At 54.8% G+C, this 18,816-nt stretch carries 17 protein-coding genes; 4 read left to right on the forward strand and 13 right to left on the reverse strand.

Features of this window, described 5'->3' with window-relative positions; translation table 11 throughout:
- Window positions 1-3 precede the first annotated feature (3 nt).
- The gene (locus CPZ25_RS07905; protein ID WP_058693788.1) at window positions 4-444 is read right to left on the reverse strand and encodes a C-GCAxxG-C-C family protein; all 441 of its coding nucleotides are present in this window, start codon (window positions 442-444) and stop codon (window positions 4-6) included.
- A 331-nt stretch (window positions 445-775) separates the two neighbouring features.
- Here CPZ25_RS07905 and CPZ25_RS07910 point away from each other — a divergent pair, with 331 nt between their 5' ends.
- The 3 genes from CPZ25_RS07910 to CPZ25_RS07920 all read left to right on the forward strand — a co-directional run bounded on the left by CPZ25_RS07910 (window position 776) and on the right by CPZ25_RS07920 (window position 6,968).
- Complete coding sequence (locus CPZ25_RS07910; RefSeq protein ID WP_096920419.1) at window positions 776-2,230, forward strand: aminoacyl-histidine dipeptidase; 1,455 nt, start codon at window positions 776-778, stop codon at window positions 2,228-2,230.
- A 28-nt stretch (window positions 2,231-2,258) separates the two neighbouring features.
- Window positions 2,259-3,623: a transglutaminase-like domain-containing protein gene (locus CPZ25_RS07915; RefSeq protein ID WP_096920418.1), complete on the forward strand. Its 1,365-nt coding sequence runs from the start codon at window positions 2,259-2,261 to the stop codon at window positions 3,621-3,623.
- Window positions 3,624-3,755: 132 nt separating this feature from the next.
- Window positions 3,756-6,968, forward strand: coding sequence for a S8 family serine peptidase (locus CPZ25_RS07920; RefSeq protein ID WP_167495190.1), 3,213 nt, complete (start codon window positions 3,756-3,758; stop codon window positions 6,966-6,968).
- 42 nt (window positions 6,969-7,010) lie between these two features.
- On the opposite strand, the gene CPZ25_RS07925 is transcribed toward CPZ25_RS07920, so the two are convergent.
- From CPZ25_RS07925 to CPZ25_RS07975, 11 genes are all read right to left on the reverse strand, one after another.
- A complete protein-coding gene (locus tag CPZ25_RS07925) occupies window positions 7,011-7,916 on the reverse strand; it encodes an AraC family transcriptional regulator (RefSeq protein ID WP_096920416.1) in 906 nt (301 codons plus the stop codon).
- A gap of 93 nt (window positions 7,917-8,009) precedes the next feature.
- On the reverse strand, window positions 8,010-9,485 hold the full coding sequence (locus tag CPZ25_RS07930) for an NCS2 family permease (protein WP_096920465.1): 1,476 nt from the start codon (window positions 9,483-9,485) through the stop codon (window positions 8,010-8,012).
- 115 nt (window positions 9,486-9,600) lie between these two features.
- Complete coding sequence (locus tag CPZ25_RS07935) at window positions 9,601-10,152, reverse strand: YcbK family protein (protein WP_096920415.1); 552 nt, start codon at window positions 10,150-10,152, stop codon at window positions 9,601-9,603.
- 56 nt (window positions 10,153-10,208) lie between these two features.
- A complete protein-coding gene (locus CPZ25_RS07940; RefSeq protein ID WP_074618281.1) occupies window positions 10,209-10,439 on the reverse strand; it encodes a DUF2922 domain-containing protein in 231 nt (76 codons plus the stop codon).
- Between the two features lie 121 nt (window positions 10,440-10,560).
- Window positions 10,561-10,785 carry a DUF1659 domain-containing protein gene (locus CPZ25_RS07945; protein WP_096920414.1) on the reverse strand — a complete coding sequence of 75 codons (225 nt, stop codon included), beginning with the start codon at window positions 10,783-10,785 and terminating at the stop codon, window positions 10,561-10,563.
- A 144-nt stretch (window positions 10,786-10,929) separates the two neighbouring features.
- Window positions 10,930-11,517, reverse strand: coding sequence for an RNA polymerase sigma factor (locus tag CPZ25_RS07950; protein WP_158577823.1), 588 nt, complete (start codon window positions 11,515-11,517; stop codon window positions 10,930-10,932).
- 8 nt (window positions 11,518-11,525) lie between these two features.
- Window positions 11,526-11,726: a hypothetical protein gene (locus tag CPZ25_RS07955; RefSeq protein ID WP_074618278.1), complete on the reverse strand. Its 201-nt coding sequence runs from the start codon at window positions 11,724-11,726 to the stop codon at window positions 11,526-11,528.
- Complete coding sequence (locus CPZ25_RS07960; RefSeq protein ID WP_096920412.1) at window positions 11,723-12,337, reverse strand: restriction endonuclease subunit S; 615 nt, start codon at window positions 12,335-12,337, stop codon at window positions 11,723-11,725. Before CPZ25_RS07960 ends, CPZ25_RS07955 begins: the two co-directional genes overlap by 4 nt.
- Entirely contained in the window at window positions 12,334-12,759 is a 426-nt protein-coding gene (locus CPZ25_RS07965; RefSeq protein WP_096920411.1) for a hypothetical protein, read from the reverse strand. The genes CPZ25_RS07960 and CPZ25_RS07965 overlap by 4 nt, the downstream gene beginning before the upstream one ends.
- Window positions 12,756-13,325: a phage antirepressor KilAC domain-containing protein gene (locus tag CPZ25_RS07970; RefSeq protein WP_096920410.1), complete on the reverse strand. Its 570-nt coding sequence runs from the start codon at window positions 13,323-13,325 to the stop codon at window positions 12,756-12,758. Before CPZ25_RS07970 ends, CPZ25_RS07965 begins: the two co-directional genes overlap by 4 nt.
- A 125-nt stretch (window positions 13,326-13,450) precedes the next feature.
- Window positions 13,451-13,999 (reverse strand): hypothetical protein, encoded by a 549-nt coding sequence (locus CPZ25_RS07975; protein ID WP_096920409.1) that lies wholly within the window; start codon window positions 13,997-13,999, stop codon window positions 13,451-13,453.
- 292 nt (window positions 14,000-14,291) lie between these two features.
- Here CPZ25_RS07975 and CPZ25_RS07980 point away from each other — a divergent pair, with 292 nt between their 5' ends.
- The gene (locus tag CPZ25_RS07980; RefSeq protein WP_058693767.1) at window positions 14,292-15,095 is read left to right on the forward strand and encodes a CPBP family intramembrane glutamic endopeptidase; all 804 of its coding nucleotides are present in this window, start codon (window positions 14,292-14,294) and stop codon (window positions 15,093-15,095) included.
- Window positions 15,096-15,149: 54 nt separating this feature from the next.
- Here the strand turns inward: CPZ25_RS07980 and CPZ25_RS07985 are convergent, their stop codons facing one another.
- Window positions 15,150-18,656: a S8 family serine peptidase gene (locus CPZ25_RS07985; protein WP_096920408.1), complete on the reverse strand. Its 3,507-nt coding sequence runs from the start codon at window positions 18,654-18,656 to the stop codon at window positions 15,150-15,152.
- Window positions 18,657-18,816: the final 160 nt, after the last annotated feature.

The raw sequence follows: 18,816 nt of genomic DNA on the forward strand, positions 1-18,816 counted from the left end.
CCTCTATTCCTCCGCGTTCATTTTTTCAACGACACGCGCAAGAACATCGGCTGCACGTTGTTTTACAGGATCGCACGCCTTTACCTCATCACGGTGATGTTCCTTGATATAGCTGCAATCCAGACTGCCAAATTCCTTTTCAAATTCTTCGACTAAAAGCTTGGACGCCTTCTTGGCTTTGTCCTGAGTGCTGGGGCGCTCCTCGCCGTACATGGCGCTTAAGGTGGCCAATGCACCACAGAACGCGCCGCAGGTCCGGCCAGAGTTAAAACCGCCGCCGAAGCCCTGCATCATTTTAAAGGCTTCCTCGGGCAGGTTAAGCTCATATTCCGAATTTCCGGTGCGCAGCAGGACCTCCGCACAGTTCATATGATACTGTTCTCTTTTGTCCGCCGGCTGATCGCTGCCGTAAGCATTGTAAACATCCACATAGTTAATTGACATTTTACTCTCTCCTTTTAATTGAATCAACTTGTTTTCCCTTGGCCACAGAAAAGGCCAGGAGCGGAGAGCATCCGCCAAAAGCCCTTATCAACAGCCAAAACTTCGTATCTTTAATTATATATTGTTCTACCCAAAAAGGCTACTACTTAATTACCTTATTCGAGTATTTTTAAACCTTCTGCCGCCTTCCTCACTTTACTAAACCCGCTAAATGGTGTATGATATATTCTTGTACGGAGATGAAAACACAAACAATCATCTGACTCTATCGAAGCATCAGCAGCGGCTGTTTTTCTCTGGTTCAAGACAAATTATTATCGGGAGGTCCACTATGGATAAAGTACTAAACACCCTGGAACCCCAACCGGTTTTTCACTATTTTGAAGAAATCTGTGAAATTCCGCACGGTTCCTTTGACACAAAACGAATTTCGGATTATTGCGTCCGTTTCGCCGAGGAGCGGGGACTCACCTGCCATCAGGACGACGCCAATAACGTCATTATCATAAAAGAAGCCAGCGAAGGCTATGAAAACGCCAAACCCGTGATCCTGCAGGGTCATCTGGATATGGTCTGCGAAAAGGTTGACGGCTCAGACCACGACTTTAAAACCGATCCCCTCGCACTCATGATTGAAGGCGACTGGATCACCGCTGACGGCACCACTTTAGGTGGCGATGACGGCATTGCAGTGGCCTACGGTCTGGCACTGCTGGACGATAACACACTGCCCCACCCCAAGCTCTACGTGATCTTCACTACCGAGGAAGAAGTGGGCATGGAGGGCGCACACGCCATTGATCTGGCTCCTGTCAGTGACGCAGCTTATATGATCAACCTCGATTCCGAGGACGAGGGCATTATTCTGGCCGGCTGCGCCGGCGGTGTCCGCGCCAACTGCACCTTTGATGTCAAGCGCACCGCCAGAAGCGGCCTCTCCTGCGAGCTGGCCGTATCCGGCCTGCACGGCGGCCACTCCGGACAGGAGATCAACCGCTACGGCGCCAACGCCAGCGTGCTTCTGGGCACTCTGCTGAACGACCTGGCCCAAGACCTGAGCTTTGATATCATCGACCTGACCGGCGGCACCAAGGACAACGTCATCACCAAAAAAGCAACCGCCACCATCGTCATTGACCCCAACGACGAACAGGTCGTAACCGACCGCCTGAAAGCCCTGGAAGTCCTCTATAAGAAGAATTACGCCTCTAAGGACCCAGAGCTTACCCTGAGCCTGAAAGCCCTCGAAAAGGGCGATTTCATGGTTTTTAACGAAGCCTGTGCGAAGCGCGCCATCTTTGTGCTCATGCAGATACCAAACGGCGTCCAGGCCATGAGCCTCGACATCGAGGGACTGGTGGAAACCTCGCTGAACCTGGGGATTATGTATACCAAAGAGGATTACTTCCTCGTCAGCTTTGCCATGCGCAGCTCCATCGGCACTGCCAAGGAAGCCCTGAGCGCCAAGGTCCGGGCCTTTACCGAATATCTGGGCGGCACCTACACCGAAGCGTCCTCCTATCCGGCCTGGGAATACCGCAAGGAATCCGCCCTGCGGGACATGATGTGCAAAACCTTTGAGGAAATGTACGGAAAGACCCCGACTGTGGAAGCCATCCACGCTGGCCTCGAATGCGGCCTGATCTCCGCCAAACTGCCGGAGCTGGACATCGTATCCATCGGACCAGACATGCACGATATCCACACCCCGGAGGAACGCCTGTCCATCTCATCGACAGCCCGCACCTGGGATTACCTGCTGAAGGTTTTAGAGAATTTAAAATAAACCGCTGACATAAGGAGGAGAGAAATAAATGAACAACATGCAAGCCCTTAAGACAAACCTGCCCGAGGACATCGCCCTGCTCAAAGCCTGGGGAGACTTTGACAAAGCGGCAGAGCTCATTAAAAAATATCTGACACGCCCCATTCCAAAGGCACTGGCCGAACGGCTTACGCTGGAGCTGGACATACTGGCCGAGCTGCCCATGCAATACCCCTATCCCTACGATGAGGCCCTTAAAATGATGCAGGAAAAAGTGCCTGGTTTTACCAAAGAAGACCTTGAAACCCTCAAGGATGACGGCTATGCCGACTGGATTTATGTGAACGGCGTCGTCCATTTTCAGGATATGTTTGTGGCCAGCATTGCCAAAACCGTTCCGAAATACAAAGACATCGAAGTGGACGAAGACCAGAAGACCATTGAGGTGAGCCCAGTGGAAATTCTGGACGAGACGGTCAATGAAATGATCGAAAAGGGTGAAAAGAACTACTTCATCCACATCCGCCACACGGTTAAAATCAAAAAAGAAGCCGAAGAGCTGGGCAACTTAATCCGTGTTTACCTGCCCATTCCGCAGAACGCCGACCAGATCAGCAATATCAAACTCATCAACATCTCACCAGAGCCGGTCAAAATCGCAGACGAAACCTATGGCCAGCGCACCGTCTATTTCGAAAAGCCGCTGGAGGAAGGCGATACCTTTACCGTTGAATATTCCTATGAAAACCGTGCGAAATACGTTAAGCTGGACCCCGAAAAGGTGGACGCAGAGCAGCCGGACTTTGAAACCCAGGAGCTTCTGCCCCACATTGTCTTTTCACCCTATATCCGCGCCCTGTGTGAGGAGCTGACCGGCGGCGAAACCAATCCGCTTGTTAAGGCCCGCAAGATTTATGACTTTATCACCACCCGGGTGCACTACTCCTATGTGCGTGAGTACCTGACCATCACCAACATACCTGACTACATGGCCACCGGGCTCAAGGGTGACTGCGGCATTCAGGCGCTTTTATTCATTACCCTGTGCCGCTGCGCGGGTATCCCGGCCAAATGGCAGTCCGGCTCCTATGTCAATCCTGCCAGCATCGGCAACCACGACTGGGCCATGTTCTACATCGCGCCTTACGGCTGGCTGCACTGCGACTGTTCCTTTGGGGGCAGCGCCTACCGCGCCGGCGCCGAAAACCGCTGGAATTTCTATTTCGGCAATCTGGAGCCCTTCCGTATGGCCGCCAATTCCGAATTCCAGCTGGACTTTGACCCGCCGAAAACCTACCTGCGGGCCGACCCCTACGATAACCAGCGCGGCGAATGTGAATATGAAAACCGCCGTCTCACCTTCCATGATTTTGACGAGGAACGCGTAATCGTGGAAATGTTCCCCATTGGTTAAACCAAATTCAGAGGACTGCTGCAGCAGTCCTCTTTCTTTTTTGTCTTAAGCTTTCTTTACATATGTCTTGCTCTATCGGCCGCAGACATGTTATACTTGGCCCATCAAACAAATCAAAATATGGAGAATACGATGAAAAAATTACTAGCTTTATTGCTCACTGCTCTACTCCTGCTCGGCAGCCTGCCGATCTCAGCCCTGGCCCGGGATAACGGCAGCTCAGACGCCCTTACCGGCGACTACGTCCCCGGTGAGGCCATTGTCTGCGTAAAGGGCGCGGGCTTTTATGGCCGGTCGGCTGAACCTGCGCTGCTGGCCGGAGCCGAAACCCTCATGGCTCTGGACGGCAGCGCAAACGCCTACAGCCGCAGCGCTGGTCCAGCTGAAAGCCTGAAGCTGGTGCGCTCCGACGCCCTGAGCACTGCTGAGCTCATCGACGAGCTTCAAAAGCTGGACTCGGTGGCATTCGCAGAGCCCAATTACATATACACCGTCTCCGAAGGCACCAAAGACCTTACGAGTATGCAGTGGGCCTATGATAAAAACGGTGATTTCGGCATGACCATTGATGGCTGGAACCACTACAAAGCGGACGGTACGCCGGACCCCGCAGTGGACACCAGCGGTACCGTGGTCGCTGTGCTGGATTCGGGTGTAAATTATGACCATAAGGATCTGAAATCCGTCATGTGGACTGCTGACAGCAGCCTCCAGGCCATCATCGGCGGCGGGCAATATGGTTATAATGCTGTCACCGTAAACTCCAACGGCCAGCCTTATGACAGCGCAGATCCCATGGACGACAACAGCCACGGCACCCACTGCGCAGGCATCATCGCCGCCTCCTGGAACAACATGGGTGTGAGCGGCGCCACCAGCGGCGCGCAGATTATGGCGGTCAAGTCTGCCAACGACAAAGGAAGCCTTGCGGGCTCAGATTCGCTCAAGGGCTATGCCTACATCCAGAGAGCCGTAGAAAACGGCGTTCCTGTCACCGCCATCAACAATTCCTGGGGCGGCGGTGCCAGCGGTAAAGCCCTGGACCGCGCAATCACCGCCTTGGGCGATATGGGAGTGGTCAGCGTTTTTGCAGCGGGCAACGAAAGCAGCGACTGCGACAACACGTCCAAAACCGTCTCCACCCTGAGGGACAACCCCTATGTGATCGCTGTTAACGCCACCGATATCAACGGCAATATGGCTGACTTCAGCAATTACGGTGCCACCACCACCGACGTGGCCGCCCCGGGTGTCGACATCCTTTCTACCATTCCCACCAGCATGGGTAAGGCTGACCCGCGTTTTGTCACTGCACCCTTTCTGGAAGGCTTTGAAGATGAATCCGCACCCAAAATAACCTTTCAGCCCGACAGCAGCACCATTGCCAGCTACTCTGGCGATATGGCCTTTGAGGGCAGCCAGAGCTTTAAGATAACGGCCTCCGATATCCGGGGGACCATCGAAAGCAGCCCCGCAGACCTGTCTGCTACCCCATATCGATACCTTTCCTACATGTTCCGCGCCGATTCCACCGCAGAGCAGACCATTCTGGCAGCTATTACCTCGGCCAGCGTTAAAACCACCGAACTGAATGAGGACGGCACGCCAAAATGGCAGCCCCTCACACAATCTGTCTCACTGGCCGGCAGCTGGGGCGCGGCGATTTTCACCCTGCCCAGCAACACCGATTATGGCAGTTTCCAGATCCGTATCGCCACAATACGGGTGCTTCCTGACGGTAAAAGCACGGGTACCGGCGATGTCTATATTGACAATCTAGGCCTCGGCGATACCGCCGCCGCCTACGAATACATGAACGGCACCTCCATGGCCACACCGGCTGTCACCGGCGAGGTTGCCATCCTGGCAAAACACTTTGACGATAAGGACGCAGCCAAAACCGCGGCCCGTGTTATCGGCAGTGTTAAAAAAATTGACAGCCAGAAGGGCAAAAGCGTCTCAGAGGGGCTGGCCCAGGTCGACCGGGCTCTGGCGGAAAACACCGTTCCGGTTGTCAACAGCGCTGTGCCCACCGGGGACAGCCAGCTGTCCATCGGCGGATATTTCTTTGGCAGCGCCCCAACCGTCACCATTGACGGCATAACCGCTGCGGTGGTCTCCTCATCGGATGAAAGCATTGTGGCTAATCTGCCCCAGGGCATGACAGCCGGCGTCAAACGCGTTGAGGTGACCTCTGAAAAAGGCGCAGGCCATCAGTCCTTTGAGCTGGGCGCGGTCAGCAGCCTTTACGAACGCTTGCCCCTGCCCGATGACGCGCGCTTTTACGACACCTATTCTGGGAGTCTCACCGGCCTTGGCGGCAGCCTGTACTACACCGGCCTCAGCCAAGATAATACTGTTGAGCTCTGGCGCTACACCCCAGGCCAGACTGAAAATAATGGCTGGACCCGGCTGAACAGTGATGAAAGCATTTACCCGTCCAGCAACAGCGCCTGCACCTGGAACGGCAGGCTTATCCTCTTCAGCGATGGACTCCAGGGCGCCGGCATCAGCGTTTACGATCCCGAGACCAACGCATGGAGCTCCTTCACCACAGAGCTGATCGCAGACCTCTCCTCACCGTCTCTCCTCAACACTGGCAATGAGCTACTGCTTGTGGGGGGCAGCAAAACCGTGAATGAAACGGAAACTGCCCAGACTGCTATCATTCGTGTGGATATCGCGGGACAGAACGCTGAAAAGACCGGTGATCTCTCCGCTGCCCGTATCTCTCCGGCAGTCGCCTACACCGCGGACGGCAGCGCCTATGTGGCGGCCGGAACCGCAGCGGACGGCAGCATGGTCGACGGCCTCGAAAAAATTGAAAACGGCCAGAGCTCTATGGTCCGGGATAAAATTCTGCCGCAGGGCCTGGCCCAAAGCCAGAATTACACTGGCGCATGGGGCACCCTCGATGGCGGCATGATCCTTTCCGGTCCGGTTGTCACCGATCCTGATAGCGGTCAGGTCACTGCCGATACCTATACCCTGAACTTTGACACGGGCGGCTTTGAGCCTACGGGCAAAATCGTGAACACCGGCCGGGTATACAACGGTGTGGGCACTGCCTACCAAAACGCCTTCTACATTTTAGGTGAAACCAACTATGCCGAAAATAACCGCGTCTTCAGCGTGGACCGCAGTGTCAAAACCCTGACCCAGCCCGGCGAGGAGAGGGAGAAGCCGGTTGATCCCGTAAATCCGGTAACACCAGACAGCCCTGGCGCCAGCGGTAACGCGTCCACCGGCTTCGTAGGCGGTAACGCCGGTATCCTGGTGGCCGCTGTGATTCTGGCAGTCTGCGCGGCCGGACTGCTTCTCTACCGAAAACGAAACCTTGGTTAAACCACTAAAAAAGGATGCTCCCTTCACAGGGGCATCCTTTTTCTACTTTTTCTCTGCCGGCATCCACAGCTCCATGTATGGCACAGCCTGCTCCCTTTGATAATAGATCTCCGGCGAGTAGGCCTCCATTGTCAGGCCCTTGTGCTCAAGCCATTGGGCACTGTATTTGACCGCCTTGTTGAGGGCAGCAGTGACCAGCTCCTCAAAGCTTTCGGCCTCAAAGCTGCAGACCACGTATTCCCTGGCGGGCAGCTCCCAGGTCATAAACCCATCGGCTCCGGCGCCTGAACCCACCTCAGCGCCGGTAAAATAGGTAAAGCAGCCCTCGGGCGCGTCACCCATGTAGGCCACCCCCACCTCCCGGCTGTCGGCTGCCCGTGGTATCCGGTTCTTTTCACGATGGAACCGCTCCCAGATTTCTCCGGGGATGTCCACACCTGTGGCCTCGCCCAGGGGCATCTGGCCGTCGATGGGCACGTAACCGCTGATGCCCATAAACCGGACAGGCTCACTTAACTGCCTGCGGTTCATTTCCAGCACCAGACCCTCGCTGATGAGGGGGGCTCCCTCGTCAATCAGCACATAGTTTAACAGCAGATCCGGCTTGTCAAACTGGTTCAGTGCCACTGGGTGCTCCCGGTACTGGGCCGGCGTCAGCCCATAGGCGTCCTTAAAGGTCCGGCTGAAAACCTCGTGGCTGCCAAAGCCGCAGTCCAGAGCAATATCCAGAATACGGGCATCCCCCTCCCTCAGCATAGTGCTGGCCCGCGCCAGACGCCGCAGTCTTATGTACTCCCGCACCGGCTTTTTTACCAGCCGGGAGAACAACCGCTGGTAGTAAAAGGGCGATAAGGCCGCCTGCTCTGCCAGCGCCTCGATTTCCAGCGCCTCATCCATATGTGTCTCAATATAATCCAGAGTGGTCTGAATTGCTTCCCATGCGTGCATTGTAAGCACCTCCTTTACTAAAGGATAACCCATCTGCAGCCAGTGTGTTTGACGTCCTCTGCCCTTTATGGTTTGGAGAGCACACAATTCTCCCTACTGCATGAATAAAAACCGGACGATAAACAAAAGCGCCAGAACAGCCGTCACCGGCCGCACTTCTTTATAATGCCCGGTCAGTGCCTTTAACAGCACATAAGTGATGAGCCCAAAGGCAATGCCGTCGGCGATGGAGAAGGTCAGCGGCATAAACAAAAGGGTGACAAAGGCCGGGATCGCCTCTGTGATGTCCGTAAAATCAATGCTCTTGATGGGGCCGACCATGAGCACACCCACAAAGATGAGTGCCGGCGCCGTGGCCGCAGCTGGGATAATCCCCAGCACCGGAGACAGCACCAGCGCCGCCAGAAAGAGAATCGCAGTTACCAGCGCGGTCAGGCCTGTCCGGCCTCCCTCCGATATCCCAGTGCTGGACTCTACAAAGGTGGTGACCGTGGAGGAGCCCATGAGCGCGCCGGCCGTAGTGGCAAAGGCATCGGCCATCAGCGTGCGCTTGAGTGCCGGGAACTCGCCTTTTTCGTCCAGCATTCCCGCCTGCTGAGCGGTCCCGATAATAGTGCCCAGGGTGTCAAACATATCGACCAGCGAAAAGGCCACCACTACCATCAGAATATTAAAGAGCGTGCCCACCAGGCTGCCCTCATGGATCAGCGATGAAAAATCCAGATGCAGCAGCGAAACCTGGGCCCAGTCCTGGAATTGAAGACCGATACGGCTGAAATCAATGGACGCCGGCAGGGTGGTGACCCCAAAGGGAATCCCGATGATGGCCGTAACGACAATCCCGATAAAAATATATCCCCTGCATTTGCGAGCGTAAAGCACCCCGATAATAACGAGCCCGAGAAGGGCCAGAGCCGCGCCGGCCGTCTCAGGTGTCCAGGACGAAAAATCTACCAGACTCGGGATCGCCGAGGCATTGGCCACCACGGTGCTCTGGCCCACAGCCGCGGCTGGGTCGGTTACCAGGTAGCTGCCCGGATCCAGGGTGAACTTGAGCAACCCCGCGTTTTTCAGGCCGCTGTACGCAATAAACAGGCCAATACCACCTGAAATGGCTATCCGGATATTGGCCGGTATCCCCCGCACAATGGCCTCCCGCAGCCCCGTAACCGTTAAAATAATGAACAGCAGTCCCGAGATCAGCACAATGGCTAGAGCCTCAGCGTAGGTTTTGCCCATGCCCAGCATAATCGTGTAGGCAAAAAAAGCATTGAGCCCCATACCCGGCGCCTGGGCAAAGGGGACCCTTGCCAGAAAAGCCATGAGCAACGTCCCCATACAGGCGCAGAGACAGGTAGCCACAAACAGAGCAGACTGCACCGTCTGGGCATCCGCCCCAAAAAAATAAGCGGCGTCCACACCTGCTGGCGCCGAAATAATAGCCGGATTGACAAAAACAATATAGGCCATGGTCAAAAAGGTGGTAAACCCGGCGATGATTTCCGTCCTGACGGTTGAGCCCGAGGCTTTGACTTTCCAGAATCGTTCAATAAAGTTCTCTTTCTCCATTGGTACTCCTTCATTTTCTTCTTTTTCTTCATTATAACCTCTTTTTGGGCTGTTGAACAGCTTTTTATAACAGGGTTTACGGCATAAAAAAATGTCCCTGTTGCAGGACATCTCTCTAGCGCCAGATCTCGACATGGTCGAACTGCTGATAGGGGTACTCAATGACCCCAAGCCCTAAGGCCCGGGCTGTGGCCGCTACCTCGTCATAAGGCACACCCGGGCAGTACAGATCGGCCGCGTGTCCGCTCAGGTGCCAGGAGTTTTCGATGCCGCCCACCTCGGCGTTGCGCGCCTCACACCGAACCCCGGAGGTAATGATGAGGGGCTGTCCCAGGGCGCACCGCAGGGCCTCCACCTGCTCCAGCAGCTCCGGGGCCATCCCGGCAGGCCAGCCGTCACAGTAGCCCGCGCAGTCGCAGGCATATTCCTCCATAAGAAAATGGGCCGAAGCCCAGGGGCCGTCTGTGAGGATGGGATCCTCGGGCAGCGGATGATCGATCACCGCTTTGTCCGGCGGCGTTTCAGGCTCTTGCGGCAGCGCCGGATCTGATACCTGAGTCTGCTGCGTTTCCGGCCTAAAGTTCGGGCTTGAGAAAAACACGCAGGTAACAAGGATAAAAATGGTTAAAAATAAGCTTTGACGGATACGTTTATGAATGGTTTTCATTGGATCTCCCTTCAACTTTCAAGCTTCCATGTAAAAAAGGGGCTTTCGCCCCTTTTTTACTCCACTGCCACGTCGGTTTTGGTGGTGTCGATTTTTACAGCGCCCACGACCTTGGCAAGGGCGAAGCCGTCGGGCTCAAAGGCTCCCTGATCCACAATGGCCTGGGCCCCGGTCTTGATCTCGGCGTCGGTGATGCCCTCTTTGTAATCTGGTATGGTGATTTTGTGGTCCTTTCCGTCCGCGCGCTGAAAGGTAATGGTTAAATCTTTGTTGGTTGTTGCTGCCATGTTTTTAATCTCCTTTAATTTTGAATTTTATTGCCTGTCTGCGGCACGACGGGGGCGCCGTGCCCTACGTTTTTTAATGGAAAATTGAGAATGCAGAATGGAGAATTTTGGAACAAAATCGCTATGCGATTTCAACCAACTCCTCTGCCGTCACCTTGACCTTCTTTTCGAGAATGGGCTCCTGCATACCGGTGATGGCTTTGACGGTGGCCACAAAGGCGTCGTCGGTCACGTCCTCCTTGACGTCGCCGTATGTCTTAGAAGACTTGACGATCTTCCCACCCACTTCGCCATGATTGACGGTGATTTTCATCCCTACCGATTCCACTGTTTTTTCAATTGCCATGTGCTTACCTCCTGATTTTGGTTTTGGCATTTTTGCCTTATACTCTTACAATGGAAAAAAGGGCGGAAATTTTACAGTTATTTCAAAAAATAAATAAAAACAACCAAATTTGCTGCTTTGGTTGCTTTTATTAAAACATTATTCTTATTGTAGGCGATGCTTATTTTTCCTTAGGTCTTCTATTCCCCGATGCACGTGTACGCCGGCCAGACAAGGACTAATGTCCAGTATCTGGGCGATTTCATTCAGGCTTTTTCCCTCAAAGTAGCGCAGCCGGATAGCGTCTGCCCTTTCTGCTCTTATTTCTACGAGCATCTGCTCAAGCACTGCGTTTTTTTCCTGTCTCACCATTTCTTTTTCTGGCGATGGCCCAGCATCTGGATATTGTTCTAGGCTATTTTCCCCATCCTCCCCACCGCCTGTGACGGCGCGCTCATTTTCCTGTTGTTTTTTGATGGCTTTGGCCACATTGACGAAATGATGGAACAGGCGGTTTTTCAGATAAAAGGGGAATACGACGCCTAAATCCGGATCGTAGGCCTGTACGGCCTCCAGCACGACCAGCGCGCCGTCTTGCAGGGCGTCCTCATAGGCTTCTGTGTCGTAGATGTATTTTTGCATGACGGACAGGATCAGAGGCTTAAAGGTGTTGATCAGCTGCTCTTTAGCTGCTTGGTTACTGTTTTTTGCTTCCTGGACCCAGGTGTCGATCAATGTGTATTTTTCTTTCAATAAGCCTCCTATGCGTCCTCATAGACGTCTGTAATCTCAAGCACGATGCCGGGAAACCGGTCCTCCACAGCGGCGCTGAATTCGTTAAATTCATCTTCAGCCTCCTCGGCGCTGCGGGCGTAAAAGCCAACGCATGCCCGGCACTCAGCCTCGACCAGGTAGGACCGGCGGCGGTGCAGAATGCTTGGTCCCTTGCCGTATCGGTTCATAATATTTCTCCTTTCTGCTTTTTCTCCCTTGCGGCCCACATGGCCTCGAAGGCGGCCACATCGTCATCCGGGTACAGGGCCTGAATGGCGGTTTTCTCGGAATCCGTGAGCGGGGGCAGCAGGTTGAAGCCGTGGATATTGGGCAGCGCCTCCTGATTAGAATACAATAGAGAAGTATATTTATTATTTATATTATTTATTAACGGTGCGGGTTCGCGTGCGGGTTTTGTGCTGGACTGCGTCCATACCTGCGTGCGGTCACCGGTCTCTGCCTGAGTTATCCACAGAGCGGAAAGGCCGGTATCAAAGGGGATGAGCTCATACTCGCCGGCCTTGTTTCCACCGTGCGGATAATAGTGCAGGCGTCCGTGCCGCACTAAGTGCGCCCTTGCGTGCCCCACCTGGAACCGGTTTTCGAGCTCCAGAACCTCGCGCACCCGGCTGTTAGTGATCTTAAAACGGATGGGCCAGTGCCACTGGCCGTCATCACCCTGGATGGCGGCGCTGTTGTTGACGTACATGAGCAGGTGCCAGTAGGCCTGGAGTAAGGGGCTCAGATGATTGTTCCTCTGCCATTTATAAAAGGTCAGGACTTCGGTCAGGTAGTTCATTTTGTGTCAAAGAGCAGGTTCGCGATGCCGCAGACATCGCCTTTGCGCAGCTGCATGATCATAAATCCATCCAGAAAAAAGTGCCAGTCCTTTGCCTCCTCAGGGGTAAGCTGGCCGCTGTCACGGGCGTACTGCAGCAGATCGCACATGCCGCCGACGTCCAGAAACTCCATGACCTCCAGCCGCATGGGGTCGTGATCGGAGGGGAAGTGCCTGCGCCAGACGGTCATCTTTCGGGAATGGCGCATCCGGTCGAGAAAGGCGTCCTCCGGCTCAATGCCCAGCTGCCTGGCCAGGTCCTCCATATGCCAGGCCAGGGAACGCCCTCCGACGATCATGGCGCGCAGCTGGTCGCGGCCGCCGGGAAACACATGGACGCGGTAGCAAAAGCAGGTATCCAGTCCTGGCACATCGTGGATCATACGCCCACCGCCTTTGCCGCAGAGCCGCGCTCTGCTCTCAGGGCTTTGATAAAAAAGTCCTGGCCTCTTCCGGTCACTAGGAGTCTGGTGTTGTAGCTGTGCTTCCCGATTCTTTTATCGCGGCGGGGAACCTTCTCGGCGATCATGTAGTTTTGGGCCAATGATTCCTCGGTGGGCAGATGCTGAAGGGTTCTTTCGCTCTGGTAATGCGCATAGCCGTGGTGCCGCAGCCAGAAATAAAGCTGGTTCCTGCCAATGTCGATGCCGGACGCCTGCATTTTTAAGGCCAGCTCCTGCACGCTGCACGCCGGGTCTTGTTCCCTTGAGTCTGCCGGTTTGCTCTCTGACATCTGACTTTTCATATAGCCCATCTTTTCCCTGTAGTCCTGCTGCAGGGCCTCCATCTGCTTTTCGATAAAGAAGAGCTCGATGCACTGATCGATGTCGGAAAGGCTCTCAAAGCCGCCTAAGACGCGGTCCTCCTGTTTCAGAGCGCACGAAGCACACCATGGGCTAAATCCTTTTTCTTCTGCCGCGGTTGTCATGGTTGTCTGTTTACTTTTCATTGTAAACCTCCTGTAAAATATAATGGTTTTCTTTCAGCGGTGCTGTTTTCTCATTTACTCCTGCTGATACGTCTATAATACAGGACTTTTTAACAACCTTGGACGCGTAAACGTGTTTTTTATTATTACAAATCAAAAATTATTTTTATTTTCTGACGCCACCGGTATACGGTGCTCAGCTCACCGTAAAAGGGCATGGTAAGCACTGGGCGGCCGCGCCGGGCTTTCAGTGCTTTTTTGTCCAGTTCATCGTTTTCAAATAAATGTAAAAGAGTCTGGGCCACCGTAAACAAGCTGTGGCGCATCCAGCGTCCCGCAAAGGCGGGCAGCACCCGCTGGCGCCTGGCGCAGTGCTCGCATTCACAGCTGCACACCCAGAACACGTACAGGTTTCCCTCGGCGTCCTCCACCTCTTTGGACAGGCCGTTGACCACATGGTTTCTGCCCTCCTTTACCACAAGGCGCATGGTTTTCTTTTTAAGCCCACGCCGGCAATAGCGGCAGACGTGGCTGCTGTGGCCATGGTAGATGAGCTCTGTCAGCTGCTGCCTGCCATCCTTGGCCGTATAGCCGGTATCCACTGCCTCAAAGAGCTCGTAGTGCTTTTTGAGATAGGTCTCCAAATCCAGTTCCAGTGCTTTCAGCAGTTCTTTCAAATATATTGCAAGTGCCATTTTTTTCTCCTTTTTTTATGGGTTTATGATAAAAAAAACCCTGAAAACCACGTACGGATATCCGTACGCGGCCTTCAGGGTTTTGATGGGTGACAGCCATTGTCCCATTTGCTTTAAATATTTAAGATTACTACTATTACTATAATATCATGAAGGTGAAAAATTAGCAAGCCTTAAAGAAAAATAATCTCCTGCCGTTTGGCTGAAAAATTGACCGTTCACATAATATCGGTTTACAGGCCTGGCTGTTTAGAATAGAATGGAAACAAACCATTCAATAAAGGAGTTTAACATGAACATACTAAAAAACGGGTGCCGCAGACACGGCATTCTCGCTGCCCTGATCCTGGGGCTGGCTGCCATCGCGGTTCTTTTTGCTCTGGAGCTGCTGCTCTTAAGGGGCTTTGGCCTGAACGCTTCTTCTACAGCATTTATCCTGGCCGACGCGGCCCTTCGCTTTGGGCTGGGTATTTTTGTCCTCTTTCTGCTGTTTCGGCTGGAGATTACCAAAAATCCTGGCTTCAGGGCCAAAGGCCTTGGAAAATCGCTTCTGCTGGCCTGGCCTTTTTTTCTGCTCTTTGCCGGCATTCTGGTTTTTTCTTTGATCTCCGCCGGGCTCACGGGCCGGTCTGTGGGCCCTGGATGGGTGCTGACTCAGATTGTTTTTATGGCCTCTGTGGGGTTTTTTGAAGAGCTTGTCTTTAGGGCCGGCGTTGTCAATCTGATTAAAAACCAGCTGGGCGGCTCCCGGAGCGCTCTTGTCAAAACCGCAGTCATGGCGGCGGTCATCTTTTCCCTTGCCCACTGCCTGAACCTCATCGGCCATGCGGATCTCACCTATACCTTGTCTCAGGTGATCACCAATTTTGGCATGGGTCTCTTTTTGAGCACCCTCTACCTGCGCACTGGAAACCTCATCGGCCCTATGATTTTCCATACAGTGAACGATATTGTGCCAGCCATTGCCGGCCAGACCCTTGTGGATACTCAGGCGGCAGCAGCGGCTTCTTCCGGGCTCAGCCCCTCTATTCTGGTAACCTTTGTCCTTTACCTTGCTCTCAGCGCTTTTTATCTGAGACGGGTGACAGGTGAATAAAACCCTGTCCCACTTTAAAACCCCTGCGGTACGTTGGTACCACAGGGGGTTTTTTTAATCTTTCAGGCTTTTACGGTGATGGTACAGGCCCATGGCCATGAGGACAGCTGCCAGCATGAGGCCTGCGGTGGCCGCGCCGGCACTGCCATCGACAACGCCGGTGGCTGCATTCCGGGCCTTTGCACTCTGTCCCGCGCCATCGGCGGACGTATCGCTGCCGGAAGTATCCGGGGTTACGGGCTTATCGGGAACCACGGGCTCGTCGGGCTTTGCAGGCTCGTCGGCGTCGCTGGTGTCGGCGGCCATACGCTTAAAGACCAGTCCTCCAGGCACCTCAGGTGAAGAGGCCATCACATAGTAGCTGCCCTGATAGGCCAGACCTCTGACATGGGTCAGGGCGAAAGCGGACACGGGTTCTTCCAGAAAGACGGCGCTGCCGTCGGCTGCCAGTCTTAGGGTATCCCGGTAGCCCGCGCTGCCGCTGCCGCCTGTGTTAAAGCCGGTAATGAGGGCGCCGCTCTTAAGGCCGCCCAGCGCTGCTGTGGACTGGGGAGCTCCCATATTCTCTGGCAGCTGGCTCTTTATCCAGCTCTGGCCATCGTAGTACCAAGGACTTTTGGATGTACTCGTACTTGACATGTCTCTGACCAAATAGCTGTAGGAGCCGATCACCAGCTGGTCGCGGTTCTGGCCGCAGACAGCAATGGAGGGCTCATAGGCGCAGGTGCCTTCTGCCATGGTTTCTTCATCATAGGGCAGGGGCACATCCAGGGCTGTGGTTTTACCGGTTTCAGGGTCCAGGGCCAGCAGGGTTTTGGCCATGGTATCCTGCGTGTAACCGCCGGCCAGCACCAGCTGGTTCTTATAATTGATGAGGGAAGCGCCATAGGTGTAATCCTCGGTCAGCTCTGGCCCTCTTGTCCAGCCGCCTGTGGAAGGATCGTAGCACCAGAGATACTGGCGTCCTCTTTCTTTTTCCTGCCCTTTTTCTTTATGTATGCTGGTCAGATACAGCTTACCCTGCCAGGCGCAGAGATTCTGAAGGTTATAGGCGGTTTCGGGCAGATCGGCCAGGCGTTCCCAGCTGCCGGCCTGGGTATCATAGCTCCAGAGCTCAGTGGCACATTTGGCCCGGTCGTTCTCCACAAGCACACTTTCGTAATCAATATCGCCCAACGCCAGATAGAGCTTCTGACCTGTGGCGGTCATGGCGCTGGTGGCAGTGCCCAGCAGCTGGAAGTAGGAGCCCTCATAGCCCGGGGTACCGCTGTCCGGCAAAGCAAGGCTTTCATACTGGGATTCGGATTTACTGCTCAGAGCCTTGTAGTTGCGTCCCCAGGCCTTATCAGCTCTTGTGACGCGCACCTCTGAAATGCCCTCGGGAATATCGCCGTCAAGGGTGACCTTGATCTGGGTATCGGACCAGCTGGTGATTGTGGCATTAGCTCCTGCCACGGCCACACTGCCCTGATTGCTGCCAAAGAAGTGGCCGTCAAGGGTCAGGGCGCTGCCGTCCTGGGTGATCTGGCCTAAAGCCGGGTCGGGGTCTGTGCTGGCTTTAGCCACGTCCAGAGCGCCGCCGCTCAGGCATTTGGCGTCCATGTCCGCGTCCAGCTGGCGGTTTGCGCCGCCTACCACACGGGCCGCAATGGTGGCTGCGTCCTCGGTGGGATGTGCCGCGCTCAACAGAGCCACAGAGCCGGTAACGGCAGGCGCGGCCATGGAGGTGCCGGACATATTGGTGTAGGCCAGTTTTTCACTGCCAATGCCCACAGCGTCCAGCACAACACTGTCATTGTCGGCAGCATAGCTGACTACGTCAAAGATAAGCTGGAAGGAGTCTGTGAGCCACTCGGTCTTCAGGCTGGCGCTGTAGTTGATCCAGTCGTCCCTGCCGATGAGGACATAGTTTTTATCAGTGTTTTGCCAGCCTACGTTGCAGGTGGCCTGCAGAGGATACACCGTTCCATCTGCGGTGCGGATGCTGGCGCTGATTAAGGAATCTGCGTCGGGTCCGTTGCCAGTAAAGGACAGGCTCAGACCATCTCCCGGGTTGTCCAGGGTGATGGGAGCCGAGATAATGCTGCTCCACGCCTCCTTCTCGCCAGTGGACACGGACAGAGCGCGGCTTCCGTAAACAGTGCGGTAGTCGGTGAGGCTGCTGCCCTCGGCGGGTGTGAGCTTCTCGCCCATTTTATTGGGTTTTGCAGCGTCGTAGGTGTAAAAACTCAGAGACTGGCCTTTGCTGTCTGGCACATCGGCCTTGTCGGTGGCGCTGGCCGCGGTCTCAAAACCGGTGTAGAGGCGGTTATCCCTTGCCAGCAGGGCATTGTATTCGGCCTGACCGGTGATAATGGTAGACAATACCTGGACGCCGGGAGCGTAGATGTCGGTGCCGCGCTGCCCATAGTTGGAGAAAAAGCTGACTTCACCGTACGCGTTCATGGCATTGACATTAATGGCATAGGGGATGCGGTTAAAGCCAAGGCTGGTTCCGGACACGTTGTCTGCGTCCTGGGCGCTGTTGCCCGAGGCAAAGATGGAGAGCACGCCTTTCTGGCCAAGGGCGTCCACGGCCAGCCGCAGGGCCTCGCCGTAATAGGTGCCGCCCCAGGAGTTGTTGACTGCTCTCAGGTTCACGCCTGCGTCCACAGCTCGGGACATATATTCGTAGGCCTTGAGAGAGTCGCTGGTATAGGAGCTGCCTCCATCATCGGAGTGGCGCAGGGCCATGAGCTTCATGCCTCCGGCCACGCCGTCGATACCCTGCTGATCCCAGGCTGCGCCGATGATACCTGCACAGTGGACACCGTGGGTGTTGACCTCGGGGTTGGTATCGGTGGTATCCTCACTGGTATGGCAAACGTTAATACCGTATTTTCCGCCGCCCATGGCGGTGAGAGCCGGATAATTAAGACCCTCATCCCACATCTGGCTGTGGAGATCGGGGTGGGTGTCGTCGATGCCGGAATCCAGCACGGCTACCACCACGCCCTCGCCGGTCAGACCTGACGGGACGTTAAGGTCGGCAGCTTGGTTGATGGAATTGTTTAAAGACCACTGGTATCCACTGAGGTCGGCAGCGTAGGCGGTACCGCCGGTATTGTCCGCTGCCGTGGCATCTGTGGTCTCTGCAGCGCCCTCGAAGGCAGTTTCATGGTAGATGTAATTGGGCTCGGCCAGGGTAACGGCCGGGTTGTCCTGGAGACTGCCGATGAGTTCCTCAGTGCTGCTGCCGTCCTGGGCGGTGATAAGCACTAGCTCCTGCCCGGCGCCCGCGTCTGCGGAGCGCAGGCCGTAGGTCTGAGGTTCGGCGGTGTTCTCAAAGGTCATGAGGTCCTCGGCCGCAAAGGCCGGGGATGTGCTTCGGCCCAGGGCGCTGCGGCTGTTTAAGGCCGCGGCCCCTCCCTCGATCAGCACAATGGCCTGACCATCGGCATAGTCCTCTCCGGCCACGCCTTTAATCTCAGTGCTGCTGTCCTCCTGGGCCAGGGCTGGGGCTGGCTGGACAGAAATCAACAGGGACAGGCTCAACAACAGAGCCAGCAGTTTTTTCTTCATGTTATTCTCCTCTCGCGATTCATTGCTTTTTCTATTATATCATAGTTTTTACTTCTTATTGTTACCGCTCGCATAAAACATTGACCGTTCGTCACAAACTTATAATAAAAAAGCCCCGCGCGTACTGCGCGAGGCTCGAAAGAACGATGATAATAATACG

Origin of the sequence: Eubacterium maltosivorans, assembly GCF_002441855.2 — a bacterium.
Classification (GTDB): domain Bacteria; phylum Bacillota; class Clostridia; order Eubacteriales; family Eubacteriaceae; genus Eubacterium; species Eubacterium maltosivorans.